This window comes from Microbacterium sp. ISL-59 (assembly GCF_018613945.1).
Lineage (GTDB): Bacteria > Actinomycetota > Actinomycetes > Actinomycetales > Microbacteriaceae > Microbacterium > Microbacterium oxydans_B.
On record NZ_JAGGPG010000001.1, the window covers coordinates 110,791 to 134,053 of the forward strand.

General features: G+C 68.4%; 20 protein-coding genes. 19 read left to right on the top strand and 1 reads right to left on the bottom strand.

What is annotated here, in order from left to right:
• Positions 1–3: 3 nt before the first annotated feature.
• Entirely contained in the window at positions 4–315 is a 312-nt protein-coding gene (locus tag J7E45_RS00535) for a hypothetical protein (protein ID WP_215066431.1), read from the bottom strand.
• Positions 316–581: 266 nt separating this feature from the next.
• Here J7E45_RS00535 and efp point away from each other — a divergent pair, with 266 nt between their 5' ends.
• The 19 genes from efp to J7E45_RS00630 all read left to right on the top strand — a co-directional run bounded on the left by efp (position 582) and on the right by J7E45_RS00630 (position 23,261).
• A complete protein-coding gene (efp, locus tag J7E45_RS00540) occupies positions 582–1,142 on the top strand; it encodes an elongation factor P (RefSeq protein WP_091036454.1) in 561 nt (186 codons plus the stop codon).
• A 3-nt stretch (positions 1,143–1,145) separates the two neighbouring features.
• The gene (gene nusB / locus J7E45_RS00545; RefSeq protein ID WP_215066433.1) at positions 1,146–1,556 is read left to right on the top strand and encodes a transcription antitermination factor NusB; all 411 of its coding nucleotides are present in this window, start codon (positions 1,146–1,148) and stop codon (positions 1,554–1,556) included.
• A gap of 46 nt (positions 1,557–1,602) precedes the next feature.
• Positions 1,603–4,560: a DEAD/DEAH box helicase gene (locus J7E45_RS00550; protein ID WP_215066435.1), complete on the top strand. Its 2,958-nt coding sequence runs from the start codon at positions 1,603–1,605 to the stop codon at positions 4,558–4,560.
• Between the two features lie 181 nt (positions 4,561–4,741).
• A complete protein-coding gene (locus J7E45_RS00555; RefSeq protein ID WP_215066437.1) occupies positions 4,742–5,599 on the top strand; it encodes a hypothetical protein in 858 nt (285 codons plus the stop codon).
• Positions 5,596–5,931: a hypothetical protein gene (locus J7E45_RS00560; RefSeq protein ID WP_215066439.1), complete on the top strand. Its 336-nt coding sequence runs from the start codon at positions 5,596–5,598 to the stop codon at positions 5,929–5,931. Before J7E45_RS00555 ends, J7E45_RS00560 begins: the two co-directional genes overlap by 4 nt.
• 147 nt (positions 5,932–6,078) lie before the next feature.
• Positions 6,079–7,656: a Rieske 2Fe-2S domain-containing protein gene (locus tag J7E45_RS00565; RefSeq protein ID WP_091036446.1), complete on the top strand. Its 1,578-nt coding sequence runs from the start codon at positions 6,079–6,081 to the stop codon at positions 7,654–7,656.
• A gap of 84 nt (positions 7,657–7,740) precedes the next feature.
• Positions 7,741–8,271, top strand: a complete 531-nt coding sequence (gene pyrR, locus J7E45_RS00570) for a bifunctional pyr operon transcriptional regulator/uracil phosphoribosyltransferase PyrR (RefSeq protein ID WP_029263350.1) — start codon at positions 7,741–7,743, stop codon at positions 8,269–8,271.
• Complete coding sequence (locus tag J7E45_RS00575) at positions 8,268–9,233, top strand: aspartate carbamoyltransferase catalytic subunit (protein WP_091036443.1); 966 nt, start codon at positions 8,268–8,270, stop codon at positions 9,231–9,233. Before pyrR ends, J7E45_RS00575 begins: the two co-directional genes overlap by 4 nt.
• Positions 9,230–10,534, top strand: a complete 1,305-nt coding sequence (locus J7E45_RS00580; protein WP_215066441.1) for a dihydroorotase — start codon at positions 9,230–9,232, stop codon at positions 10,532–10,534. Before J7E45_RS00575 ends, J7E45_RS00580 begins: the two co-directional genes overlap by 4 nt.
• A complete protein-coding gene (locus tag J7E45_RS00585) occupies positions 10,531–11,043 on the top strand; it encodes a hypothetical protein (RefSeq protein ID WP_091036439.1) in 513 nt (170 codons plus the stop codon). Before J7E45_RS00580 ends, J7E45_RS00585 begins: the two co-directional genes overlap by 4 nt.
• Positions 11,040–12,218 carry a glutamine-hydrolyzing carbamoyl-phosphate synthase small subunit gene (gene carA / locus J7E45_RS00590; RefSeq protein ID WP_091036437.1) on the top strand — a complete coding sequence of 393 codons (1,179 nt, stop codon included), beginning with the start codon at positions 11,040–11,042 and terminating at the stop codon, positions 12,216–12,218. Before J7E45_RS00585 ends, carA begins: the two co-directional genes overlap by 4 nt.
• Positions 12,218–15,505, top strand: coding sequence for a carbamoyl-phosphate synthase large subunit (gene carB / locus J7E45_RS00595; RefSeq protein WP_215066443.1), 3,288 nt, complete (start codon positions 12,218–12,220; stop codon positions 15,503–15,505). The genes carA and carB overlap by 1 nt, the downstream gene beginning before the upstream one ends.
• On the top strand, positions 15,502–16,347 hold the full coding sequence (gene pyrF, locus J7E45_RS00600; RefSeq protein WP_215066445.1) for an orotidine-5'-phosphate decarboxylase: 846 nt from the start codon (positions 15,502–15,504) through the stop codon (positions 16,345–16,347). The genes carB and pyrF overlap by 4 nt, the downstream gene beginning before the upstream one ends.
• The gene (gene gmk / locus J7E45_RS00605; protein ID WP_215066447.1) at positions 16,340–17,251 is read left to right on the top strand and encodes a guanylate kinase; all 912 of its coding nucleotides are present in this window, start codon (positions 16,340–16,342) and stop codon (positions 17,249–17,251) included. Before pyrF ends, gmk begins: the two co-directional genes overlap by 8 nt.
• 66 nt (positions 17,252–17,317) lie before the next feature.
• A complete protein-coding gene (gene rpoZ / locus J7E45_RS00610; protein WP_017204385.1) occupies positions 17,318–17,572 on the top strand; it encodes a DNA-directed RNA polymerase subunit omega in 255 nt (84 codons plus the stop codon).
• Positions 17,573–17,660: 88 nt separating this feature from the next.
• Positions 17,661–18,854 carry a methionine adenosyltransferase gene (metK, locus tag J7E45_RS00615; RefSeq protein ID WP_215066449.1) on the top strand — a complete coding sequence of 398 codons (1,194 nt, stop codon included), beginning with the start codon at positions 17,661–17,663 and terminating at the stop codon, positions 18,852–18,854.
• A gap of 16 nt (positions 18,855–18,870) precedes the next feature.
• Positions 18,871–20,829 carry a primosomal protein N' gene (locus tag J7E45_RS00620; protein ID WP_215066451.1) on the top strand — a complete coding sequence of 653 codons (1,959 nt, stop codon included), beginning with the start codon at positions 18,871–18,873 and terminating at the stop codon, positions 20,827–20,829.
• Between the two features lie 18 nt (positions 20,830–20,847).
• Complete coding sequence (gene fmt, locus J7E45_RS00625; protein WP_215066453.1) at positions 20,848–21,768, top strand: methionyl-tRNA formyltransferase; 921 nt, start codon at positions 20,848–20,850, stop codon at positions 21,766–21,768.
• Entirely contained in the window at positions 21,765–23,261 is a 1,497-nt protein-coding gene (locus J7E45_RS00630) for an RsmB/NOP family class I SAM-dependent RNA methyltransferase (RefSeq protein WP_251053338.1), read from the top strand. The genes fmt and J7E45_RS00630 overlap by 4 nt, the downstream gene beginning before the upstream one ends.
• Positions 23,262–23,263: the final 2 nt, after the last annotated feature.

Sequence of the window (23,263 nt, forward strand, 5' to 3'; positions counted from 1 at the left end):
TCCTCAGCGCGTCAGCGGGATCCACACGATCATCACGCAGATCACCATGCCGATGAGGGCGATCAGCGCCATGCCGAGGAAGCAGCCTGCCAACGCGCGTAACCGGGGTGGCCCTTCGCGCATCGTCCAACGGATCACCAGCATCGCGAGCAGAAGACCGACCACGAGCGTCGCGGTCACGAGGGCCACGGATTCCGCGGGGCCGCCGTCCACCGCAATGGCCACCAGGGGCACGAGACTCATGACGGCGAACAGCGCGGCGACGACGAGCCAGATGGCTCCGGAGGACGACCGCAGCGCGGGCTGACTGGTCACCAGGGTTGGATCGAGTCCTCCATCAGGACGTCCGCTCCGCCTGCGCGCTGCTCTTCCGGACATGAGCGTCCCTCTCTTTCGCCTCCAGGGTGAGCGCCGAAAACTCCCGACGTCAACGGGGTGTGCCAGGCGGTGCTGCGGGCCTATGTTCTCGTGTGACGGGTCTCTTCGCGGCATGAGCCGTGCGGGGGTCCGGGCGCGCATCCCTTAGACTCGACTGTCGGCCTCGTCCGAACCCGCAGACACACGAACGGAACTCGCAGCGCATGGCATCTACCGCAGACATCAAGAACGGCGTCGTCCTCAGCATCGACGGGCAGCTCTGGAGCGTCATCGAGTTCCAGCACGTCAAGCCCGGCAAGGGTGGTGCGTTCGTGCGCACCAAGCTGAAGAACGTCGTGTCCGGCAAGGTCGTCGACCGCACGTACAACGCGGGCGCGAAGATCGAGATCGAGAACGTCGACCGCCGCGATTACACGTACCTGTACACCGATGGTGACGGCTACGTGTTCATGGACCAGACCGACTTCGACCAGATCACGGTCGGTGCGGCCACGGTGGGCGACGCGAAGAACTTCCTGCTCGAGAACCAGGCCGTGACCATCGCGCTGAACCACGGCAACCCGCTCTACATCGACCTTCCGGCATCCGTGATCCTCGAGATCACCTACACCGAGCCGGGCCTGCAGGGCGACCGCTCGTCGGCCGGCACCAAGCCCGCGACCCTCGAGACCGGCTACGAGATCCAGGTGCCGCTGTTCGTCGAGGCCGGCACCAAGGTCAAGGTCGACACCCGCACGGGTGACTACCTCGGCCGCGAGAAGTAAGGCGTGAGCGCCCGGACGAAGGCGCGCAAGCGCGCTCTCGACATCCTGTTCTCCGCCGATGTGCGCGGGGATGACATCGCCGTGACACTGGCAGCCGAGGCGAAGCGTGCGGCCAGCGAGCCTGCACGTGAAGCCTCCTGGCTCTATGCCCGTGAGGTCGTCGACGGCATCATCGACCAGCGCGACGAGATCGACGAGCAGATCACGACGCACAGTCGTGACTGGAAGCTCGAGCGGATGCCCGCGGTCGACCGCGCGCTGCTCCGCATCGCCGTGTGGGAGATCCTCTACAACGAAGAGGTGCCGACGGCTGTCGCGATCGACGAGGCCGTGGAGCTCGCGAAGGAATTCTCGACCGACGACTCCGGCGCGTTCGTGCACGGCGTGCTCGCGCGGGTGGCCCGCTCCGCCTGACCGTCCGGCACGAGACACTGTCGGTGGTGTCGGAGAGGATGGGGGCATGTCCCTCGCGTCCGACCCGTCTCGCTCGGAGGGCTCGTCATCCGCGGACTGGCGGTCGATTCTCGGCGCTCCGCGCGACGACGCCGAAACTCCACTCGCACTCGGTGTGGAACTGCGACTGCGCGACGGCCGAGGCGCGAACCCGTGGGCGTCCCGTCCCCAGCGCACGGCGACCGCACGCGATGTGGCGAAGCGCACCGGCGAGATCCTGCTCGGAATCCGACCGCTCGAGAAGAGTGCGTCCACCGGCGCCTGGGTACAGGGGACCGCATCGTGGGACGCGGTTCGCCGCTCGCCCACGCAGTACGGGCGCGACCGGTCGCGGTGGTTCGCCGATCTGCTCAGCATCGCGCGCGACACGCTCCTCTCCGGCACTGCGGGCGACTGGCTGGTGGCCGACCTGATCGAGTCCGGTCTGCTCTGGGGGCATCTGCGTGCGGGGGCTGACGTCGGCATCCCGCTGGTCGCCACCCAGAAGAGCACGACTGTCGTGCTCGCGGAGCGCGCATCGATCGGTGCGACCGTCGCACGCGAGGGCGGTGGCCTCGTCGTGCACCCCGCCGTCACGATCGACGGCCGCGAGGTCGAACCGCTCGCCGTGCATCCGATCGGGCACAGTGGTCTGTACGAGGTCGCGCAGCGCGGCACGAAGCTCCGCGTGACGCTGGCTGAGGTGGCGATCAGCCGACCCGTCCACGCGCTGCTGGGTGCCGGCGAAGGCCTCGAGGTGCCGGCCCGCGACGAGGCGGCGTTCTTCCGCGATGCCTATCCGCTGCTGGCTCGCCGTATCGACGTGCGGCCGGTCGGTCGGGTCGAGCTGCCTCCTCTTCCCGCGCCCCGTGCCGTGCTGGAACTGTCCTTCCAGCGGGGCGACACCGTCAAGTATTCGTTCGAGTGGGACTACCGCGGGTTCGGACTCGTGCCTTTCACGCCGAGTTCCGATGCGGTGCGAGACGCCGTCGCCGAGAATGCCCTCAGGGATGCGCTTCGGGCCGTGTGGATGGAACGACTGGGGGAGGAGCTCGCGCCCACCGGGACTTTCCACGACATCGCGGCCGCCGAGTTCGTCACCCGAGTGGTGCCGGCGCTCGAGGCCGAGGGCGTCACCGTCACCGTCACCGGCCGCAGCAAGAGCTATCACGAGCTCACGGGCGAGCCTGAGATCACGGTGACCACGGTCGAGAGCACTGATCCCGACTGGTTCGATCTCGGCGTCCTGGTGAAGATCGACGGCCGGACCATCCCGTTCGGACCGCTCTTCACCGCACTCAGCAAGGGGAAGAAGAAGCTCCTCCTCTCCGACGGCGGCTATTTCTCTCTGAATCACCGGGCGCTGGACCGCCTCCGCGAGCTGATCGACGAGGCCGGCGACCTCGAGGAGTGGGAAGCCGGTCCGCGGATCAGCCGACACCAGACTGACCTGTGGGAGGAGTTCGAGGATCTCGCCGACGAGGCTCTTCCCGCCGTGACATGGCGGGCGACGGCCGACGGGCTGCGTCGGGCGAGCTCCGTACCGGCGGTCGCGGTGCCGCAGGGAATCACGGCCGAACTCCGCCCCTATCAGAAAGAGGGTCTGGACTGGCTCGCCTTCCTCTGGGCGCACCGCCTCGGCGGCATCCTCGCCGACGACATGGGCCTCGGCAAGACGCTGCAGCTGCTGGCGCTCATCATGCACGCACGCGAAGCGGGTGAGCGGCGACCGTTCCTCGTCGTCGTGCCCACGTCTGTCCTCGCGACCTGGCGCGGCGAGGCCGCACGATTCGCGCCGGCGCTGCGCGTGCTGGTCCGGGCGAGCACACAGGGGCCACCGCTGGCATCCTCGCTGGGTGACATCGACCTCGTGATCACGACCTATGCCGTCGCACGGCTCGACGAAGACTCGTACGCCGGTGTCGAGTGGGCCGGACTCATCCTCGACGAGGCCCAGTTCGTGAAGAACCCCGAGACCAAGCTGCACCGTGCGGTCGCGACTTTCCCCGCCGACGTCACCTTCGCGGTCACCGGAACGCCGATGGAGAACAGCCTCAGCGAGCTGTGGGCACTGCTCAAGCTGACGGCTCCGGGCCTCTTCGCCTCTGCCCGGAAGTTCCGCGAGGACTACATCCAGCCGATCGAGCAGGGCAAGGTCCCCGAGAACGAGGAGGGCGGGGCCTATCGGCAGCGCCGGCTCGAACGGCTGCGCCGCCGCATCCGCCCACTCCTGCTGCGCCGCACGAAGGAGCTGGTAGCACCGGAGCTGCCGGCGAAACAGGAGCAGATCCTCGAGGTCGAGCTGAGTTCCTCCCACCGGGCGCTCTACGAGGTCGTTCTGCAGCGCGAGCGGCAGAAGGTGCTGGGACTGCTGGAAGACCTCGACCGCAACCGCTTCATCGTGTTCCGCTCTCTGACACTGATGCGCATGCTCAGCCTGGCTCCCGGACTGATCGATCCCGAAGACGCGAAGATCGGATCCCGCAAGCTCGATGTTCTGCTCGAGCGCGTGATCGAGCTGCAGGCGGAGGGGCATCGGGCTCTGGTGTTCAGCCAGTTCACGTCGTTCCTCGACATGGCCGCGGCGCGCCTCGAAGCCGCAGGCATCCCGTATGCGCATCTCGACGGTTCGACGCGGCACCGCCAGAAGGTGGTCGAAGGCTTCACGTCGGGGGAGCAGCCGGTGTTCCTCATCAGCCTGAAGGCCGGCGGATTCGGACTCACCCTCACCGAGGCCGACTACGTGTTCCTGCTCGATCCCTGGTGGAACCCGGCCGCCGAGGCGCAGGCCGTGGACCGCACGCACCGCATCGGTCAGGACAACCAGGTGTTCGTCTACCGCATGATCGCCACGGGCACGATCGAGGAGAAGGTGCTCGAACTCCAGCGTCGGAAGGCGCGTCTGTTCACGGCGGTGCTGGACGACGAGGCACTGTTCGCGCAGTCCCTCTCCGCCGAAGACATCCGCGGGCTGTTCGACGCCTGACCTGTCTCTCGCCGCGAGGTTCGAAGGAGGACGAGCGCGGGCACGTCGTTTGGACAGCTCAAGCCGGACGGGGTGGGTGGGGCGCATCTACGGGAAGTTCGGTGCGCAAGAGTCGCAACCCGTACACAGCTAGCGTGTTACCGGTTAGCGGGGATCAAGTAGAGGAGGCTTGGAGATGCACATGAGAACGAACCGGACAGTAGGAATCATCATCGCGGGAGCGTTGGCTGCAACAATGGTGACGGCCACACCGGCTCTCGCCGAGGAAGGTACGTCCTCATATGGTGAGGAGGATCAGGCAGTCGCAAGCGCTCTCGGCAACCTGGGTGAAGGTTTGCTCCAGCACCCCGTCGGCTCCCAGTCGCCAGCGCAGGACAATGCCAATCCTGTGATGAGCGACGGCTATCTGGACGTGATCATCCCGGCCAATGCCAGAGATGGCGTTTCCATGACCGTAGGGGAGTTCTCGCTCGGGATATCTCTCCCCAATGCAGCAACCTCAGCCCCCGCCAGCACGCTAGAGAACGGCGCCGTCGCGTTTGCCTCTGGCGGTGAGAGCTCCAACGCCGTCGTTCCGACGGAGGGAGGCGTACAGCTCCTCTCGGTCATCGAGAATGAACTGGCGTCCGAGTCTTACGCGTATGGCCTGTCGATTCCCGCAGGGCACAGGCTCGTGGCGACCGACGAAGGCGGGGCGCTGATCATTGACGCGCAAGGTGTGACCAAGGTGGTCTTTGAGCCGGCTTGGGCCCGCGACGCCAATGGCGAGGCAGTACCAACGCATTACATCGTCGAGGGAACGACCTTGACGCAGATCGTCAAGCATCAGGAGCTCAGCGACGTGGCGTACCCCGTCGTTGCCGATCCTCTCCCCCTGGTCGTCATCGTCGTGACGACGATTGCGATGATCGTCGTTGCCGCGGCGGTACTCGGTGTCGCTACGTGGATCGTTGTCAGCTGGTGGAACACGTGCCGGGCGATGGGGAAGTATCCCGAGCTGTCCACGAAGAATGGCTTCACTGCCAGGTGCGTACGATGACGAGCGCTGAAGGGGCGATCGGAATGCGCGGCTCGGCTTCGTCGATGGTTGGCTATTGCCTGGTCGTTCTCCATTCACTCCTCATCTCGGTCGGGATCGTGCTCGTTGGATGGATGCTATGCGCGGCCGTGGCGTTCGGCGGCGGGACGACGATCGCGATTCCATTTATCGCGACGTTTCGCGGCGCTGCCGGACGGGAATATGCTCCGGCCGTGACGATCACCGGATCCGTAGGCGCCACTGCTCTCCTGATAGTCGCATTGGCAGCGCTCATCACCTTGTTGGTCATCGGAGCGGCCTGCCTGCGATACCCCCACGGCTCCAACGCCTGAAGTGTGGCACGGCGGCCTCGCGCGGCGATGTGTCGGTGAGGCCGCCGCGGGTTCTTCGACGCCTGACCGGAATACTCACGGCGAGGTCGACCGGGCCCACAGGGAGCCCTCGGTACAATCGAACGGTTCACTTTCGGGAGGAATGCAATGCGGATCACGGGACTCGGCCACGCCGGGATGTTCATCGAGACCTTGGGCGGGAACATCATCTGCGACCCGGTCCTCGGGCCTTCTTTCTACGGATCCTGGTTCCCGTTCCCCGACAACCGAGGGCTCGACTGGGAGCGTTTCGGGCGTGAGGCCGACTTCCTCTGGATCTCGCACCGCCACCGCGACCACTTCGACCCGAAGCTGCTCGAGCGCTACATCCGCAAGGACATCGAGGTGCTTCTTCCGGAGTACCCGACCGATGACCTCGAGAAGGACATCCGCGCGCTCGGCTACACGAACATCACCTACGCACCCGCGGGTCGGGTCATCGAGCGCGGTGAGCTCAAGATGATGATCACACCGCTGCGCGCGCCCAGCGACGGTCCGATCGGCGACTCCTCCCTGAGCGTCGACGACGGTACCGGCTCGGTGCTCAACCAGAACGACTCGCACCCGCTCGACCTCGAGAAGCTGCTCGATTTCGGCAAGCCCGACGCGTACTTCACGCAGGTCTCCGGAGCTATCTGGTGGCCCATGGTCTACGACCTGCCGCTGGATGCCAAGCAGAACTTCGCTCGGCTCAAGCGCGAGGCGCAGAACAAGCGCGCCATGTACTACATCGAGAAGGTCGATGCCCCGCACGTCTTCCCGATGGCCGGCCCGCCCATGTTCCTCCGCGACGACCTGTTCGACTTCAACGGGCTCGGCAAGAACGGCGAGTCGATCTTCACGGATCAGAAGCAGTTCCTCGCGCACATGAAGGAGCTCGCGCCGCAGTACGACGGCCAGCTCTTCATCCCCGGCACCGTGGTCACGGTCGACGGGGGAGCGGTCACCAGCGAGCAGACTCTCTACACCGAGGCCGAGATCGCGCACATCTTCGATGAGAAGTGGGACTACCTCGAGGAGCAGCGCGCGAGCCGACAGCAGGAGATCCACGATGAGGAGGCCTCTCGCGCCGAGATCATCCCGCCCGCGGAGATGCTCGAAGCCATCAAGACGTGGTGGGAGCCGCTGCTGAAGAAGTCCCGCACGATCCGGCTCGGCGTCGGTGGCTGCGTGCGCTTCCGCATCGGCGAACTCGACATGGTCGTGGACTTCCCGCGCGCGAAGGTCCGCGAGTACGCGGGCGAGGAGTGCGTGTACTGGTACACCATCCCCGCCGATCTGGTGTCGACCAACATCGTCGACCACGAGATCGACTGGTCGAACTCGATCTTCCTCTCGATGCAGTTCTCCGTCGGCCGCAGCGGCAAGTTCAACGAGTTCCTCACCACGTTCCTCAAGTGCCTCTCGGTCGACCGCATCGAGTACGTCGAGAACTGGTACCAGGAGCAGACCGACCAGACCGAAGACACCGAGATCGGCGATTGGGTCGTTCAGCGTCGCTGCCCGCACCTGCGCGCAGACCTCACCCGCACCGGCACGGTCGACGAAGACGGCATCCTCACGTGCAGCATGCACGACTGGAAGTGGGATCTGAAGACCGGGCGCTGCCTTTCCACCGCAGGTCACGCGATCCGTTCGTCGAAGATCGACGACGTCACCGACCCGGTGCTGCAAGAGGCCAGCTGACCCTCGGGAGCCTCATCGCTCCGATACACTGGCATGACAAGCAACCTTTAACACCGTCCTGTGAGGCGGAGAAGGGAGCGGCCGATGAGCATGCGCACTGTGCTGCACGAAGCCGACATCTCACGAGCGCTGACCCGTATCGCGCACGAGATCCTCGAATCCAATCGAGGCGCCGAGAATCTCGTCCTGCTGGGCATCCCGACCCGCGGCGTCACTCTCGCTCACCGCCTCGGCCTGCTGATCAGCGAGATCGCGCAGCAGTCCGTCCCGGTCGGATCGCTCGATGTCACGCTGTTCCGTGATGACCTCGCCAAGCATCCCACGCGTTCTCCGCAGCCGACCGAGATCCCGGTCGGCGGCATCGACGGCAAGACCGTCGTGCTCGTCGACGACGTGCTCTTCTCCGGCCGCAGCATCCGCGCCGCTCTCGACGCGATCCAGTCCATCGGACGCCCCGCGGTCGTGCGCCTCGCGATCCTCGTCGACCGCGGGCACCGTGAGCTTCCGATCCGGCCGGACTTCATCGGCAAGAATATCCCCTCCGCCCGCACCGAGCGGGTCAACGTGCGCCTCCTCGAGAACGACGGGGCCGAAGAGGTGACGATCGGCGAATGAGACACCTCCTCGACACCCGCACTCTCGACAGGACCACGGCCCTGCGCATCCTCGATGTCGCCGAGGACATGTCCGACACGCAGTCCCGTGAGGTCAAGAAGCTTCCGACCCTGCGCGGCAAGACGGTCGTGAACCTCTTCTTCGAGGACTCGACGCGTACGCGCATCTCGTTCGAAGCCGCCGCCAAGCGACTCTCCGCCGACGTCATCAACTTCGCCGCGAAGGGCTCCAGCGTCTCGAAGGGCGAGAGCCTGAAGGACACCGCGCAGACGCTCGAGGCGATCGGCGCCGACGCGGTCGTGGTCCGTCACCCGGGCTCCGGTGCACCGCAGACCCTCGCGACCAGCGGGTGGATCTCGGCCGGGGTCGTGAACGCCGGCGACGGCACCCATGAGCATCCGACCCAGGCTCTGCTCGACGCCTTCACCATCCGCAAGCGTCGGTTCGGCGCCGACAGCCGCGGCCAGGACCTGAGCGGAATGCGCGTCGTGATCGTGGGCGACGTCCTGCACTCACGGGTCGCGCGCTCGAACGTCTGGCTGCTCACCACGCTCGGTGCCGAAGTCACGCTGGTGGCTCCACCGACGCTGGTTCCCCAGAACGTCTCGCTCTGGCCGGTCCGCGTCGTGTACGACCTCGATCAGGCGCTGGCGGAGGAGCCGGACGCGGTGATGATGCTGCGCATCCAGCTGGAACGGATGAACGCCGCGTATTTCCCGACTGAGCGGGAGTATTCCCGACGCTGGGGCCTGGACGCGCGGCGTGTGGCGGCTCTTCCGGGCGGTAGCATTGTGATGCACCCCGGACCCATGAACCGGGGACTGGAGATCTCTTCGGAAGCAGCCGATTCCCCCCGTTCGACGGTGCTGGAACAGGTCACGAACGGGGTTTCCGTCCGTATGGCGGTGCTGTACCTGCTGCTGGCAGGAGAACGAGACGACGAACGAGGGGGAGACCTGTGAACGAGACCCTCGTCATCACCGGTGCGCAGCTTCTCGGTGCCGAGAGCGCCGACATCATCATCGAGGACGGCCGGATCGCCGAGATCGGCAGCGGACTGAGCCGGACCGGTGCACGCGTCGTGGACGCAGCGGGACTCGTCGCGCTCCCCGGTCTCGTCGACCTCCACACGCATCTGCGGGAGCCGGGCTACGAAGCCTCCGAGACTATCCTCACCGGCACGAGGTCTGCAGCCGCCGGCGGCTTCACGGCCGTCTTCGCCATGCCCAACACCTCGCCGGTCGCCGACACCGCCGGCGTGGTCGAGCAGGAGCTCGCCCTCGGCGAAGCCGCCGGCTACGCCACCGTGCAGCCCATCGGCGCGGTCACGGTCGGCCAGAAGGGCGAGCGTCTCGCCGAGCTGGGCGCCATGGCGACGTCCCGCGCGCAGGTCCGCGTCTTCAGCGACGACGGCTTCTGCGTGTTCGACCCGCTGATCATGCGCCGCGCGCTCGAGTATGTGAAGTCCTTCGGGGGCGTCATCGCGCAGCACGCGCAGGATCCCCGCCTCACCGAGGGTGCGCAGATGAACGAGGGCACGGTCTCGGCGGAGCTCGGTCTTGCCGGCTGGCCCGCCGTCGCCGAGGAGTCGATCATCGCCCGCGACGTGCTGCTCGCGGAGCACGTCGGCTCGCGCCTGCACGTGTGCCACCTCTCGACCGCAGGGTCGGTGGACATCATCCGCTGGGCCAAGAAACGCGGAATCGATGTCACGGCCGAGGTCACCCCTCATCACCTGCTGCTGACCGACGAGCTCGTGCGCGGATACGACGCGCGGTACAAGGTCAACCCGCCCCTGCGCCGGGAAGAGGATGTGCTCGCCGTGCGCGAGGGGCTCGCCGACGGCACCATCGACATCGTGGCCACCGATCACGCCCCGCACCCGAGCGAGCACAAGGCGTGCGAGTGGCAGGCCGCCGCGAACGGCATGGTGGGCCTCGAGAGCGCACTGCGCGTCGTGCACCAGTCGATGGTGCAGACCGGGCTGCTGGAGTGGTCCGATGTCGCACGGGTGATGAGCGCGACGCCGGCGCGTATCGGCAGCCTCGCCGGTCACGGCACTCCGCTCGAGGTCGGTCAGCCCGCCCAGATCACGCTCTACGACGCCTCCGTCGACGGCGTCTTCACCGAAGCCGATCTGCACGGCCGCAGTGTGAACTCGCCGTACCTCGGCAGGGCTCTTCCCGGACGGGTCGAGTATACGATCCACGGGGGCGTCCTCACCGTCGACGGCGGCAGCGTCGTCGAGGAGCTCGGCGCATGAGCGCTCGGGACCTCGCTGTCGCGATCACGATCGCGGTCGCGCTCCTGGTACTGCTCACCATGCTCTTCGCCTGGCGACGACGAATCCGCCGCGATTCCGTGTTCACGGCCCCGCTGGGGGTTCCGGAGCATGCGGAGGTCTCCCGCCGCGACGAGGTGCTGTACGTGTCGACCACACGGCACGAGCAGCCGCTCGAGCGTCTGGCGGTGTCGCCCCTCGCGTACCGGGCCCGCGGCGAACTCGCCCTCACGGATCGCGGCATCGCCCTCTGCCTCGACGGCGCGCCGACGGTGTTCCTCGCGAACGCCCGGCTCGTCGCCGTCGACCGCGCCACGGTCACGATCGACCGGGTCGTCGAGCCCGGCGGCCTCGTGCGCATCGCCTGGAACATCGACGACGACACGATCGTCGACAGCTACCTGCGGCTCGCCACCGGCGACCCGCGGAATCTCATCTCCGACCTGCAGCGGCTCGTCCCCGCCGCCCCCGACACTGGAGCAACGTCATGACACTCTCGACACCCCCCGGACAGGCCCCTGCGGCTCAGCTCCCCGATCCCGCCGTCCTCGTGCTGGAAGACGGCACCCGCCACACCGGACGCGCATACGGTGCCCGCGGCCGCACCCTGGGTGAGGTCGTCTTCGCGACCGGCATGTCCGGATACCAGGAGACGATCACCGACCCCTCGTACGCGGGTCAGATCGTCCTGCAGACGGCACCTCACATCGGCAACACCGGCATGAACGACGAAGACGCGGAATCCCGCCGCATCTGGGTCGCCGGCTACATCGTGCGCGACCCCTCGCGCGTCGTGTCGAACTGGCGCGCGAACGCGTCGCTCGACGACGTGCTCGTCGAGGACGGCGTCGTGGGCATCAGCGGTATCGACACGCGTTCGATCACCCGCCACATCCGCTCGGCCGGCTCCATGCGCGGCGGGATCTTCTCCGGTGCTGATGCCGACCTCGACCCAGAGGAGCAGGTGCGCATCGTCCGCGAAGCGCCCGAGATGGCGGGGCGCAACCTCTCCGCCGAGGTCTCGGTCGACGTCGTGACCATCACCACGGCGATGGGGGACCGGATCGGCAACCTCGCCGTGCTCGACCTCGGCGTGAAGCAGGCAACGATCGACAACCTCGCCGCGCGCGGCTTCGAGGTGCACGTGCTCCCGCAGGACGTGACGATCGACGAGATCCGGGCGATCGACCCCGTCGCGGTCTTCTACTCGAACGGCCCCGGCGACCCTGCGGCCTCCGGCGACCACGTCGAGCTGCTCCGCTCGGTGCTCGATGACGGCCTCCCGTTCTTCGGCATCTGCTTCGGCAACCAGCTGCTCGGTCGCGCGCTCGGCCTCGGCACCTACAAGCTGCCCTTCGGCCACCGCGGCATCAACCAGCCGGTGCTCGACAAGCAGACCGGCAAGGTCGAGATCACGGCCCACAACCACGGCTTCGCGGTCGAGGCGCCCCTGGAGGGCTCGTTCGACAGCCCGAACGGCTACGGCAAGGTCGAGGTCAGCCATGTCGGCCTCAACGACAACGTCGTCGAGGGCCTCCGCGCCCTCGACATCCCGGCCTTCTCGGTGCAGTACCACCCCGAGGCGGCGGCCGGCCCGCACGACGCCAACTACCTCTTCGACAGGTTCCGCGACCTGGTCATCGCAAGCCAGAAGGACTCCAAGTAATGCCCAAGCGCGACGACATCAACTCCGTCCTCGTCATCGGCTCCGGCCCGATCGTCATCGGTCAGGCCTGCGAGTTCGACTACTCCGGCACCCAGGCGTGCCGCGTGCTCCGTGAAGAGGGCGTCCGGGTCATCCTGGTCAACTCCAACCCGGCGACCATCATGACCGACCCCGACTTCGCCGACGCGACCTACATCGAGCCGATCACGTGGCAGGTCATCGAGACGATCATCGCGAAGGAGCGCCCCGACGCGATCCTGCCGACCCTCGGCGGCCAGACCGCGCTGAACGCGGCGATCGAGCTGCACAACCACGGCATCCTGGAGAAGTACGACGTCGAGCTCATCGGCGCCAGCTTCGAGGCTATCAACAAGGGCGAGGATCGGCAGATCTTCAAGCAGCTGGTCCTCGACGCCGGTGCCGACGTGGCGGACTCCCGCATCGCCCACACGATGGACGAGGTCCTGGCGGCCGCCGACGAACTCGGCTACCCGCTCGTGGTCCGCCCGAGCTTCACGATGGGCGGCCTGGGTTCCGGCTTCGCTTACGACGAGAACGACCTGCGTCGCATCGCCGGTGCGGGCCTGCGCGACTCGCCCACCACCGAGGTACTCCTGGAGGAGTCGATCCTCGGCTGGAAGGAGTACGAGCTCGAGCTCATGCGCGACACGGCCGACAACACGGTCGTGGTCTGCTCGATCGAGAACGTCGACCCGGTCGGCGTGCACACGGGCGATTCGATCACGGTCGCACCCGCGCTGACGCTCACCGACCGCGAGTACCAGAAGATGCGCGACATCGGCATCGACATCATCCGCGCCGTCGGCGTCGACACCGGTGGCTGCAACATCCAGTTCGCGGTCGACCCGTCGAACGGCCGCATCATCGTCATCGAGATGAACCCGCGCGTCTCGCGCTCGAGCGCCCTCGCCTCGAAGGCGACCGGATTCCCGATCGCGAAGCTCGCTGCCAAGCTCGCACTCGGCTACCGCCTCGACGAGATCCCGAACGACATCACCGGCGTGACGCCGGCGAGCTTCGAGCCCACTCTCGACTACGTCGTGGTCAAGGTGCCGCGCTTCGCGTTCGAGAAGTTCCCGGCCGCCGACGCCACCCTCACCACGACCATGAAGTCGGTCGGCGAGGCGATGGCGATCGGCCGCAACTACGCGACCGCTCTGCAGAAGGCACTCCGCTCGCTGGAGAAGCGCGGATCGAGCTTCCACTGGGGCGCCGAGGAGCGCTCGGTCGAGGAGCTCCTCGAGATCTCGAAGATCCCGACCGACGGCCGGATCGTGACGCTGCAGCAGGCGCTGCGCAAGGGCGCGACCATCGAGCAGGCATTCGACGCGACGGCTATCGACCCGTGGTTCCTCGACCAGATCGTGCTGATCAACGAGGTCGCCGAGATCGTGCGCACGGCTCCCGAGCTCGACGCCGCGACCCTCCGGTACGCCAAGGAGCACGGCTTCTCCGACGCGCAGCTCGCCGAGATCCGCGGCACGAAGGAGGCGGAGGTGCGCGGCGTCCGCCACGGCCTCGGCATCCGCCCGGTCTACAAGACGGTCGACACCTGCGCCGGCGAATTCCCGGCTCTCACGCCCTACCACTACTCGAGCTACGACTTCGAGACCGAGGTGGCCCCGTCCGACCGGACCAAGGTCGTCATCATCGGCTCCGGGCCGAACCGCATCGGGCAGGGCGTCGAGTTCGACTACTCGTGCGTGCACGCCTCGTTCGCGCTGTCGGACGCCGGCTTCGAGACCGTCATGGTCAACTGCAACCCGGAGACCGTGTCGACCGACTACGACACCTCCGACCGCCTGTACTTCGAACCGCTGACGCTCGAAGACGTGCTGGAGGTGCTCGACGCCGAGGCGGCGAGCGGAACCATCCTCGGAGTGGTGTGCCAGCTCGGCGGCCAGACGCCGCTCGGGCTCGCAAAGGGCATCGAGGCCGCCGGATACACGGTTCTCGGCACCAGCCCCGAGGCGATCGACCTGGCCGAGGAGCGCGAGCTCTTCTCCCGTCTGCTCGATGAGGCGGGGCTCGTCGCACCGCGCAACGGCACGGCGATCGACGTCGAGGGCGCCGTGCGCATCGCCGAGGAGATCGGCTACCCGGTGCTGGTGCGCCCGAGCTTCGTCCTCGGTGGCCGCGGCATGGAGATCGTCTACGACACCGCATCGCTGCGCGACTACTTCGTGCGCACCGCGGGCGAGGTCATCATCGAGGAGGGCAAGCCGCTCCTGGTCGACCGCTTCCTCGACGACGCGATCGAGCTCGATGTGGACGCGCTCTACGACGGCACCGATCTGTACATCGGCGGCGTCATGGAGCACCTCGAAGAGGCCGGTATCCACTCGGGCGACTCGAGCTGCACGCTGCCGCCGGTCTCGCTCGGCCGTACCGACGTTGACCGGGTGCGCGAGGCCACTCTGGCCATCGCGAAGGGCGTCGGCGTACGCGGACTGCTGAACGTGCAGTTCGCCATCAGCGCCGGCGTGCTCTACGTCATCGAGGCGAACCCCCGCGCCAGCCGCACCGTGCCCTTCGTCTCCAAGGCTCTCGGCATCCCGATGGCCAAGGCCGCGAGCCGCGTGATGACCGGTTCCACGATCGCCGAGCTGCGCGCCGAGGGCATGCTGCCCGAGCAGGACGGATCCCGCGTGCCCCTCGATGCCCCGGTGTCGGTCAAGGAAGCCGTGCTCCCGTTCAAGCGGTTCCGCACGGCCGACGGCAAGACCGTCGACTCCATCCTCGGCCCGGAGATGCGTTCGACGGGCGAGGTCATGGGTATCGATCGCGACTTCCCGACGGCCTTCGCGAAGAGTCAGGCGGCGGCGTACGGCGGCATGCCCACCTCGGGCACCGTGTTCATCTCGGTCGCCGACTCGGACAAGCGCGCCGTGATCCTCCCCGCGCACCGTCTGCAGCAGCTGGGCTTCACGATCGTCGCGACCGAGGGCACCGCCGAGATCCTCTCCCGCAACGGCATCGCCGTGACCGTCGTCGAGAAGTACAGTGCGACGCAGGAATCCGGCGCGAAGAACATCGTCGACCTCATCAACGAGGGAGCGATCGACATCGTCGTGAACACCCCGTCCGGCGGGGCGGCCCGTGCCGACGGGTATGAGATCCGCGCGGCGGCGGTCGCCGCAGACAAGGCCCTGTTCACGACCATGGCCGTGCTCGGCGCGGCCGTGAGTGGAATGGATGCCGCCCACGAGGGCTTCCAGGTCAAGAGCCTCCAGGAGTACGCGCTGGAGCGGAAGGCGGCACTGTGAGCGAACGCTTCGGCGAGCGGGTCCGAGCGGCGCTGCACGCACGCGGACCGCTCTGCGTCGGCATCGACCCCCACGCCGCGCTGCTCGCGGCGTGGGGGCTGAGCGACGACGCACAGGGCGTGCGTGAGTTCGGTCTGCGCACGGTCGAGGCCGCTTCCGGGCGGGTGGGCATCGTGAAACCGCAGGTCTCGTTCTTCGAGCGCTTCGGTTCGCAGGGCATCGCCGCACTCGAAGACGTTCTCGCGGCGGCACGCGCCGCCGGGCTCATCGTGATCGCCGACGCCAAGCGGGGGGACATCGGTTCCACGATGGACGACTACGCGCGTGCGTGGCTGGCTCCGGGTTCGCCCCTGGAAGCCGACGCGCTCACGGTCAATCCGTTCCTCGGCGTCGGAGCTCTCGACGGGGCGTTCGCCCTGGCTGCCGAAAACGGTAAGGGGCTGTTCGTGCTCGCCGCGACCAGCAACCCCGAGGCCGAAGGCCTGCAGCGCTCCACCGGCGCGACCGGCGCGACGGTGTCGGCTGCGGTCATCACCGAGGTCTCTGCGCGCAACGCCGCAGAGTCGGCGGCAGGGGAGTGGGGGAGCCTCGGCTTCGTCATCGGCGCGACCGTCGACTGGACCCTGGCCGGGATCGAACCCTTCGCACCGGCAGCTCCCATCCTCGCTCCCGGCTTCGGCGCCCAGGGTGCCACGCCGGCCGACCTCCCTCACCGCTTCGGCCGCATGTCGGACTCTGTGATCGCGAGCGAGAGCCGCAGCATCCTCTCGGCAGGTCCCGCGGATCTGGCCGAGGCGATCACCGCTCGCGCCACCGAGTACCGCGAGGTGGCCGGTGTCTGAGGCGCAGCGCACGGTTCCCGAAGTCGACAGGGCTGCCGCGGCGCGCCGTGCCGTCGAACGCCGTCGCGCGCGGGCTTCGGTCAAGCGCGACCTCACGATGCGGGTGGTGACCCCGCAGACCGTGCTGCACCGCGCCACGGAGGATGCCGACTCGGTCGAGGGGTCGATGCGCATCACCGACTTCCTCCTCGCTCTCCCCGCGATCGGTGCCGGCAAGCGCGACCGCGTGCTGGAGGAGCTGCAGATCTCTCCGGTCAAGCGCCTCGGTGGTCTCGGAGCTCGTCAGCGCCGGGTGCTGGAGGAATGGCTCGACACGCGCTTCCCCGTGCCGAGCGCGCGAGGGGCGCGGAGTCGACTGCTCGTGCTCGCCGGCCCCACCGCGGTCGGCAAGGGCACCGTGGCCGCGCACATCCGAGAGCACAATCCGGAGATCCACCTCTCGGTGTCGGCGACCACACGGCCGCCGCGCCCCGGTGAGATCGACGGCGTCCACTACTACTTCGTGGACGACGCCGAGTTCGATCGGCTGATCGCCGACGGGGAACTCCTCGAGCACGCCGTGGTCCACAACAAGTCGCGCTACGGCACGCCACGGGGGCCCATCGACGAGGCTCTGGCTGCCGGCAAGACGGTTCTGCTCGAGATCGACCTGCAGGGCGCTCGTCAGGTGCGCGCCGCAGAACCGGCCGCGACGCTCATCTTCCTGCTGCCTCCGAGCTGGGACGAATTGGTGCATCGACTGGTCGGCCGCGGCACCGAGGATGCCGAGGAACGCGCCCGCCGACTGCGCACCGCCAAGGGTGAACTCGCCGCGCAGAACGAGTTCGATCACCTCATCGTGAACGAGGACGTCGCCACGGCGGCCCGCGAGGTCGTAGAATTGTCTTCAAGCTCTGCGCGCTGAGCGTCTTCGCGCGCCATTTCGCACCGACTTCGCGACGATCCCGTCGCCTGACCAGGAGGTCTCACCATGGCCGGACACAACAACGGCATCATCGATCCCCCCATCGACAACCTGCTCGACCGCGTCGACTCCAAGTACGAGCTCGTGATCTACGCCGCCAAGCGCGCGCGCCAGATCAACGACTACTACTCCGACCTGCACGAGGGCAACCTGTTCGACAACGTGGGTCCGCTGGTCGACTCCTCCGTCGAGGACAAGCCGCTCACCATCGCGCTGCACGAGATCAACGAGGACAAGCTCCGCCTGCGTCACGCAGAGTGATATTCGAGGCCGCGCCTCCCTTCTGTCGGAGGCGCGGTCCAGAATGGGTGCAACACCCTCCCTCTGTCCGTCCCGTTCTGGAGTTTCGATGAGCGCCCTGCGTCTGTTCACGTCCGAGTCCGTCACCGAGGGGCATCCGGACAAGATCTGCGATCAGATCTCGGACAGCATCCTCGACGGGCTCATCGCCAAGGACAGAGACTCCCGCGTCGCGGTGGAGACGCTCGTCACGACGGGCCTCGTGCACGTCGCCGGCGAGATCCGCACCGAGGCCTACGTCGACATCCCCACGATCGTCCGCCAGGTCGTGAACGGCATCGGCTACACCTCCAGCGAGACCGGCTTCGACGGTGACTCCTGCGGTGTCAGCGTGTCGGTGGGCGAGCAGTCGACCGACATCGCGCACGGCGTCGACAGCGCTCAGGAGCACCGCGACGGATCCTCGGTCGATCCGCTCGACGCCCTCGGCGCCGGCGACCAGGGCATCATGTTCGGCTTCGCGACGAATGAGACCCCGCAGCTCATGCCGATGGCCGCGTGGACCGCGCACCGGCTCGCCGAGCGGTTGACGGAAGTGCGCCGCTCCGGTGTGCTGCCGTTCCTCCGCCCCGACGGCAAGACCCAGGTGACCCTCGGCTACGACGGCTTCACCCCGAAGTCGGTCGACGCCGTCGTGGTCTCGACACAGCACCACCCCGACATCTCGCAGGAAGACCTGCAGGCGCAGGTTCGTGAGCATGTGATCGACCCCGTGCTGGCGACGACCGGTCTCGACCTCGACGATGTCACCCTCTACATCAACCCGGCCGGCCCCTTCGTGACCGGTGGCCCCAAGGGAGACGCCGGGCTCACCGGCCGCAAGATCATCATCGACACGTACGGCGGAGCCTCCCGCCACGGCGGGGGAGCCTTCAGCGGAAAGGACCCGTCGAAGGTCGACCGCTCCGGTGCCTACGCGACCCGATGGGTGGCGAAGAACGCGGTGGCGGCGGGGCTCGCAGACCGCCTCGAGGTGCAGATCGCCTATGCGATCGGCGTCGCACGTCCGGTCGGTCTCTACGTCGAGACCTTCGGCACCGGCAAGGTGTCCGACGAGGTCATCACGCAGGCGATCACCTCGGTGTTCGATCTGCGTCCGCAGGCGATCATCGAGCAGCTCGATCTGCTGCGTCCGATCTACGCCCAGACGGCCGCGTACGGCCACTTCGGGCGAGAACTCCCCGATTTCACGTGGGAGCGCACCGACCGCGTCGAAGAGCTGCGCCGCGCTGCCGGCCTCTGATGGGACCGCGGTCCTGATGCCTCCGGAGAGCCGGCGCATCGCGCGCGTGCTCCTCGATTCCCCGCTGCCTCAACTCGATCGGCTCTTCGACTACGCCCTCCCTGCGGAACTGGGCGACGTACCGCTCGGAGTCCGGGTCCGCGTGCCGCTGCGCACCGCCGGGCGTGTGATCGACGGCTACGTCGTCGAGATCGGCACAGAAGACGACGCCGACCGTCCGCTCTCCGAAGTGGAGAGCGTCGTGTCGGAGGTCCCGGTCCTGCCCGAACGTCTGCACACCCTCGCGCGCCGGGTGGCCGACCGGGCAGCCGGTTCGGCGTCCGACGTGCTGCGCCTGGTGATCCCCAAGCGTCAGGTGCGTGTCGAGAAGGCCTGGACCGCCGATGCGCCCGCCGAGATGCCGGACCCGGAGGCACTCGCGGTGGCCGAGGGCACCGTCGGACTCTATGACGGGCTCGGTGCCGTGCTCGACGCGGGCGGACGCGCCGCCGTGGAGGCGATTCCTCAACTCGTCGACGGCGTGCAGGCGTGGGCGCGACTGCTGGCATCTTCCGCAGCCCGGATGCTCGCGGCGGGGAAGTCGTCGATCATCGTCGTCCCCGACAGCCGTGATCTCGACAGGCTCCTCGCTGCGCTCGACGCTCTCGTGCCCGCCGGAGCGGTCGTGCGCCACGACTCCCGGCAGACGAACCCCGACCGCTACCGCGGATTCCTGCGCACGCTCGAGGACGCGCCGTGCATCGTGGTGGGCAACCGCTCGGCCGTGTACTCCCCGGTCGTTGCCGGGCTGGTCGCGATCTGGGACGACGGCGATCCTCTCCTGGGGGAGCCACTGGCCCCGTATGTGAACGCCCGCGACGCCGCGCTCCTTCGGCAGGAGCTCGAGGGCTCGGCGCTGCTCTTCGCCGGGCACACCCGCACCACCGACGTGGAGCGTCTCGTGGTTCTCGGCTGGCTGCAGGATGTGAGGGCGGCACGCCGTGTGCTTCCTCGCGTCGTGCTCAGCACACCGCAGGAGATGGAGCAGCCGACGGCCCAGCGGATGCCGTCCTCCGCTTTCCTCGCCGCGCGCACTGCTGCTGCGGAAGGGCCGGTGCTCGTGCAGGTCTCCCGACCCGGGTTCTCTCCCTCACTCGTCTGCGCCGAGTGCCGGGCACCGGCGCGGTGCCCCCACTGCGGCGGTCCACTCGGCGCGAAGCACCGTGGCGCTGTGCCGGTGTGCGGATGGTGCGGTCGGGCATCCAGCGCCTGGGCGTGCCCTGCGTGCTCCTCCACCAAGCTGCGACTCGCTTCCTCGGGGAGCGAGCGCACCGCCGACGAGCTCGGTCGGGCGTTCCCTGGCGTGCGGGTGATCGTCGCAGACAGTGCGCACCCGGTCGAACGAGTGCCGGACAAGCCGGCGCTGGTGGTCGCCACCCGCGGCGCGGAGCCGATCGCCGAGAGCGGATACCGTGCCGTCGTGCTGCTCGACGGCCCCCGCATGCTGCAGGCGCCCGATCTTCGCGTCGCGGAGTCATGCCTTCGCTGGTGGTCGAACGCGGCCGCGCTGGCCGCACCCGGCGCGCCCATCCATCTGGTCGGGGTCAACGGGGCCGCCGCGAAGGCGTTCGCGACCTGGAACCAGGCGGGCCACGCCCGGTCGGAGCTGGAGAGCAGGGCGCCGCTGCATATGCCACCGACGACCAGGGTCGCCCTGGTCCAGGGCTCGGTTCCGACGGTCGCGAGTGCTCTCGCTGCACTCACCGAACTCACCCTGCCCGCAGACGCGGTACTCGGCCCCGTGCCCGTCGAGTCCGACGACGTCCCGCCTCGCGTACGCGCCCTCGTGAGGTTCGACTACGGCTCCGGTTCCCGCGTGGCGACCGCCCTGCGCGCCGCCGTCGTCGCCGAAGCGGTGAGCGGCCGCCGCAGAAAGGGGCGTGCGACCAAGAGCACGCTCTCCGTCCGCCTCGATATCCTCGAACCAGAGCTCTGACCCTTCCGGAGAACCTTCATGCGCCTCGTCTTCGCCGGCACACCCGCTGCCGCAGTGCCCACCCTGCGACGTCTCGCGACCTCGCACGACATCGCCGCCGTCGTGACGCGGCCCGATGCCCCGCTCGGGAGACGGCGGGTGCTGACACCGTCTCCGGTCGCCCAGGCCGCCCTCGAGCTCGGGCTCCCCGTGATCAAGACCGCGCGGCTCGACGACGCCGCGACGGCCGAGATCTCGGCGCTGCAGGTCGAGCTGGGTGTGATCGTCGCGTACGGCGGGCTGGTGCGCGAGCCGCTGCTCTCCACCCCGAAGGCCGGGTGGATCAACCTCCACTTCTCGCTGCTGCCGGCATGGCGAGGCGCCGCTCCGGTGCAGCGTGCGCTCATCGCGGGAGATCGTGCTCTCGGGGCAAGTGTGTTCCAGCTCGTCGCAGAGCTCGATGCGGGCGACGTGTTCGCGATGCGGGAGATCGATGTTCCCGAGACGGCGACCGCAGGCGAGGCGCTCGAGGCACTCGCGCTCGACGGCGCGGAGCTCACGGCAGACGTGGTCTCCGCGATCGCGGACGGCACGGCGCGGGCACTTCCGCAGGAAGGTGAGCCGACCTTCGCCGCCAAGCTCACGCTCGCCGACGGACTGCTCGACTGGAACCAGCCCCTCGAGGTCGTCTTCGCCCGGTTCCGCGGCGTGACCCCCGAGCCTGGAGCGCACACCACCGTCGCCGGTCAGCCCCTCAAGGTTCTCGAGGCGGTTCCGGCTCCGGATGCCGAATCGCTGCCTGCCGGGCGTCTCCGGGGTACCAAGGCGGCTCTGCACATCGGCACGGGCACCGGGGCACTCGCCGTCACGAGGGTGCAGCCTGCGGGCAAGGGAGCGATGAACGCGGTCGACTGGTGGCGCGGTCTGCGCGGGGGAGACGAGCTGGTGGCCGGATCATGAGCGACGAGCGACGGAACCGTCGAAGCACGCCGTCGAACGGCCGACCGCGGGGCGCCCAAGGCTCGGCTGAGGGGCATCGCGGCGGTCAGCGCGGTCCCGCTCGTACCGTGCAGCCCGCGAGACGGGTGGCCTACGACGTGCTGCGCGCGGTCTCCGAGACCGACGCCTACGCGAACCTCGTGCTCCCTTCGGCCATCGCCGAGGCGAGGCTCACGCCTCAGGACGCGGCGCTCGCGACCGAGCTGACCTACGGCACCCTGCGACGGCTCGGGACCTATGACGCGATCATCGCTTCGGCGGCCGATCGCGCGCCCGACCGCATCGACCCGGCCGTTCTCGATGCGCTCCGGCTCGCGGTGCACCAGCTTCTCGCGACACGTGTCGCCTCGCACGCCGCGGTGAACGAGTCCGTGAACCTCGTCGCCATCGAATCCGGTCGGGGGGCGTCGAGTTTCGCGAATGCGGTTCTGCGCCGCATCACCCGGGATTCGGCGGAGACCTGGCAGGAGCGCATCGAAGAGCAGGCCCGCTCCGATGACGAGCGCCTGGCGCTGCGTTCTGCGCACCCGGTCTGGGTCATCCGTGCTCTGCGTCGTGCTCTCGCCGCAGAAGGACGTGACACCGAACTGGACGCCCTCCTCGAGGCCGACAATGCCTCACCCGACGTGACGCTCGTCGCTCTCCCCGGCCTCGCGGAGCCCGGGGAGCCCCGTCTGCCTTACGCGCCGACGGCGTACGCATCTCCCGGTGGCGATCCGCGTCTGTCGGTCGAGGCCTCGGGAGGCACGGTTCGGGTGCAGGACGAGGGCTCCCAGCTCGTCGCGCTCGCGCTGGCCGGCGTCTCGCCGATCGCGGTGGGGGAGCGCTGGCTCGATCTCTGCGCAGGTCCCGGCGGGAAGACCGCGCTCCTGGCGGCCATCGCGCTCCAGGAAGACGTGATCCTCGAGGCGAACGAGGTCGTCCCCGTCCGCGCGCGCCTGGTGCGCAAGGCGCTCCGTGCCGTCCCCGGCGAGATCGTGGTGCACGAGCAGGATGGTCGCGAGCTCGCGTCCTCTCGTGCCGGCGAGTTCGATCGGATCCTCGTGGACGCGCCGTGCACGGGGCTGGGGGCGCTGCGTCGCCGGCCCGAGGCTCGGTGGCGCAAGTCGCCCGCCGATGTCGCCGAGCTCGTTCCGCTCCAGCTGGAGCTGCTCTCCGCCGCGCTCGACGCGCTCGCCCCGGGCGGGATCGTCGCGTACGTCACATGCTCGCCCCACCTCGCCGAGACCACGGGCGTCGTGCAGGAGGTGCTGCGCGGGCGCACCGACATCGTCGAGCTCGATGCGCGCGCAGCGATCGCCGACGTCTCGCGGTCGCCGATCGACCTCGCGACCGAGGGGCGCTCCGGTTCCGGCAGCGCACAGCTCTGGCCGCATCGCCACGGCACCGACGCGATGTTCCTCGCGCTCCTGCAGCGCTCCGCAGCCGTCATCACCACAGGGAAGGAAGACTAGGA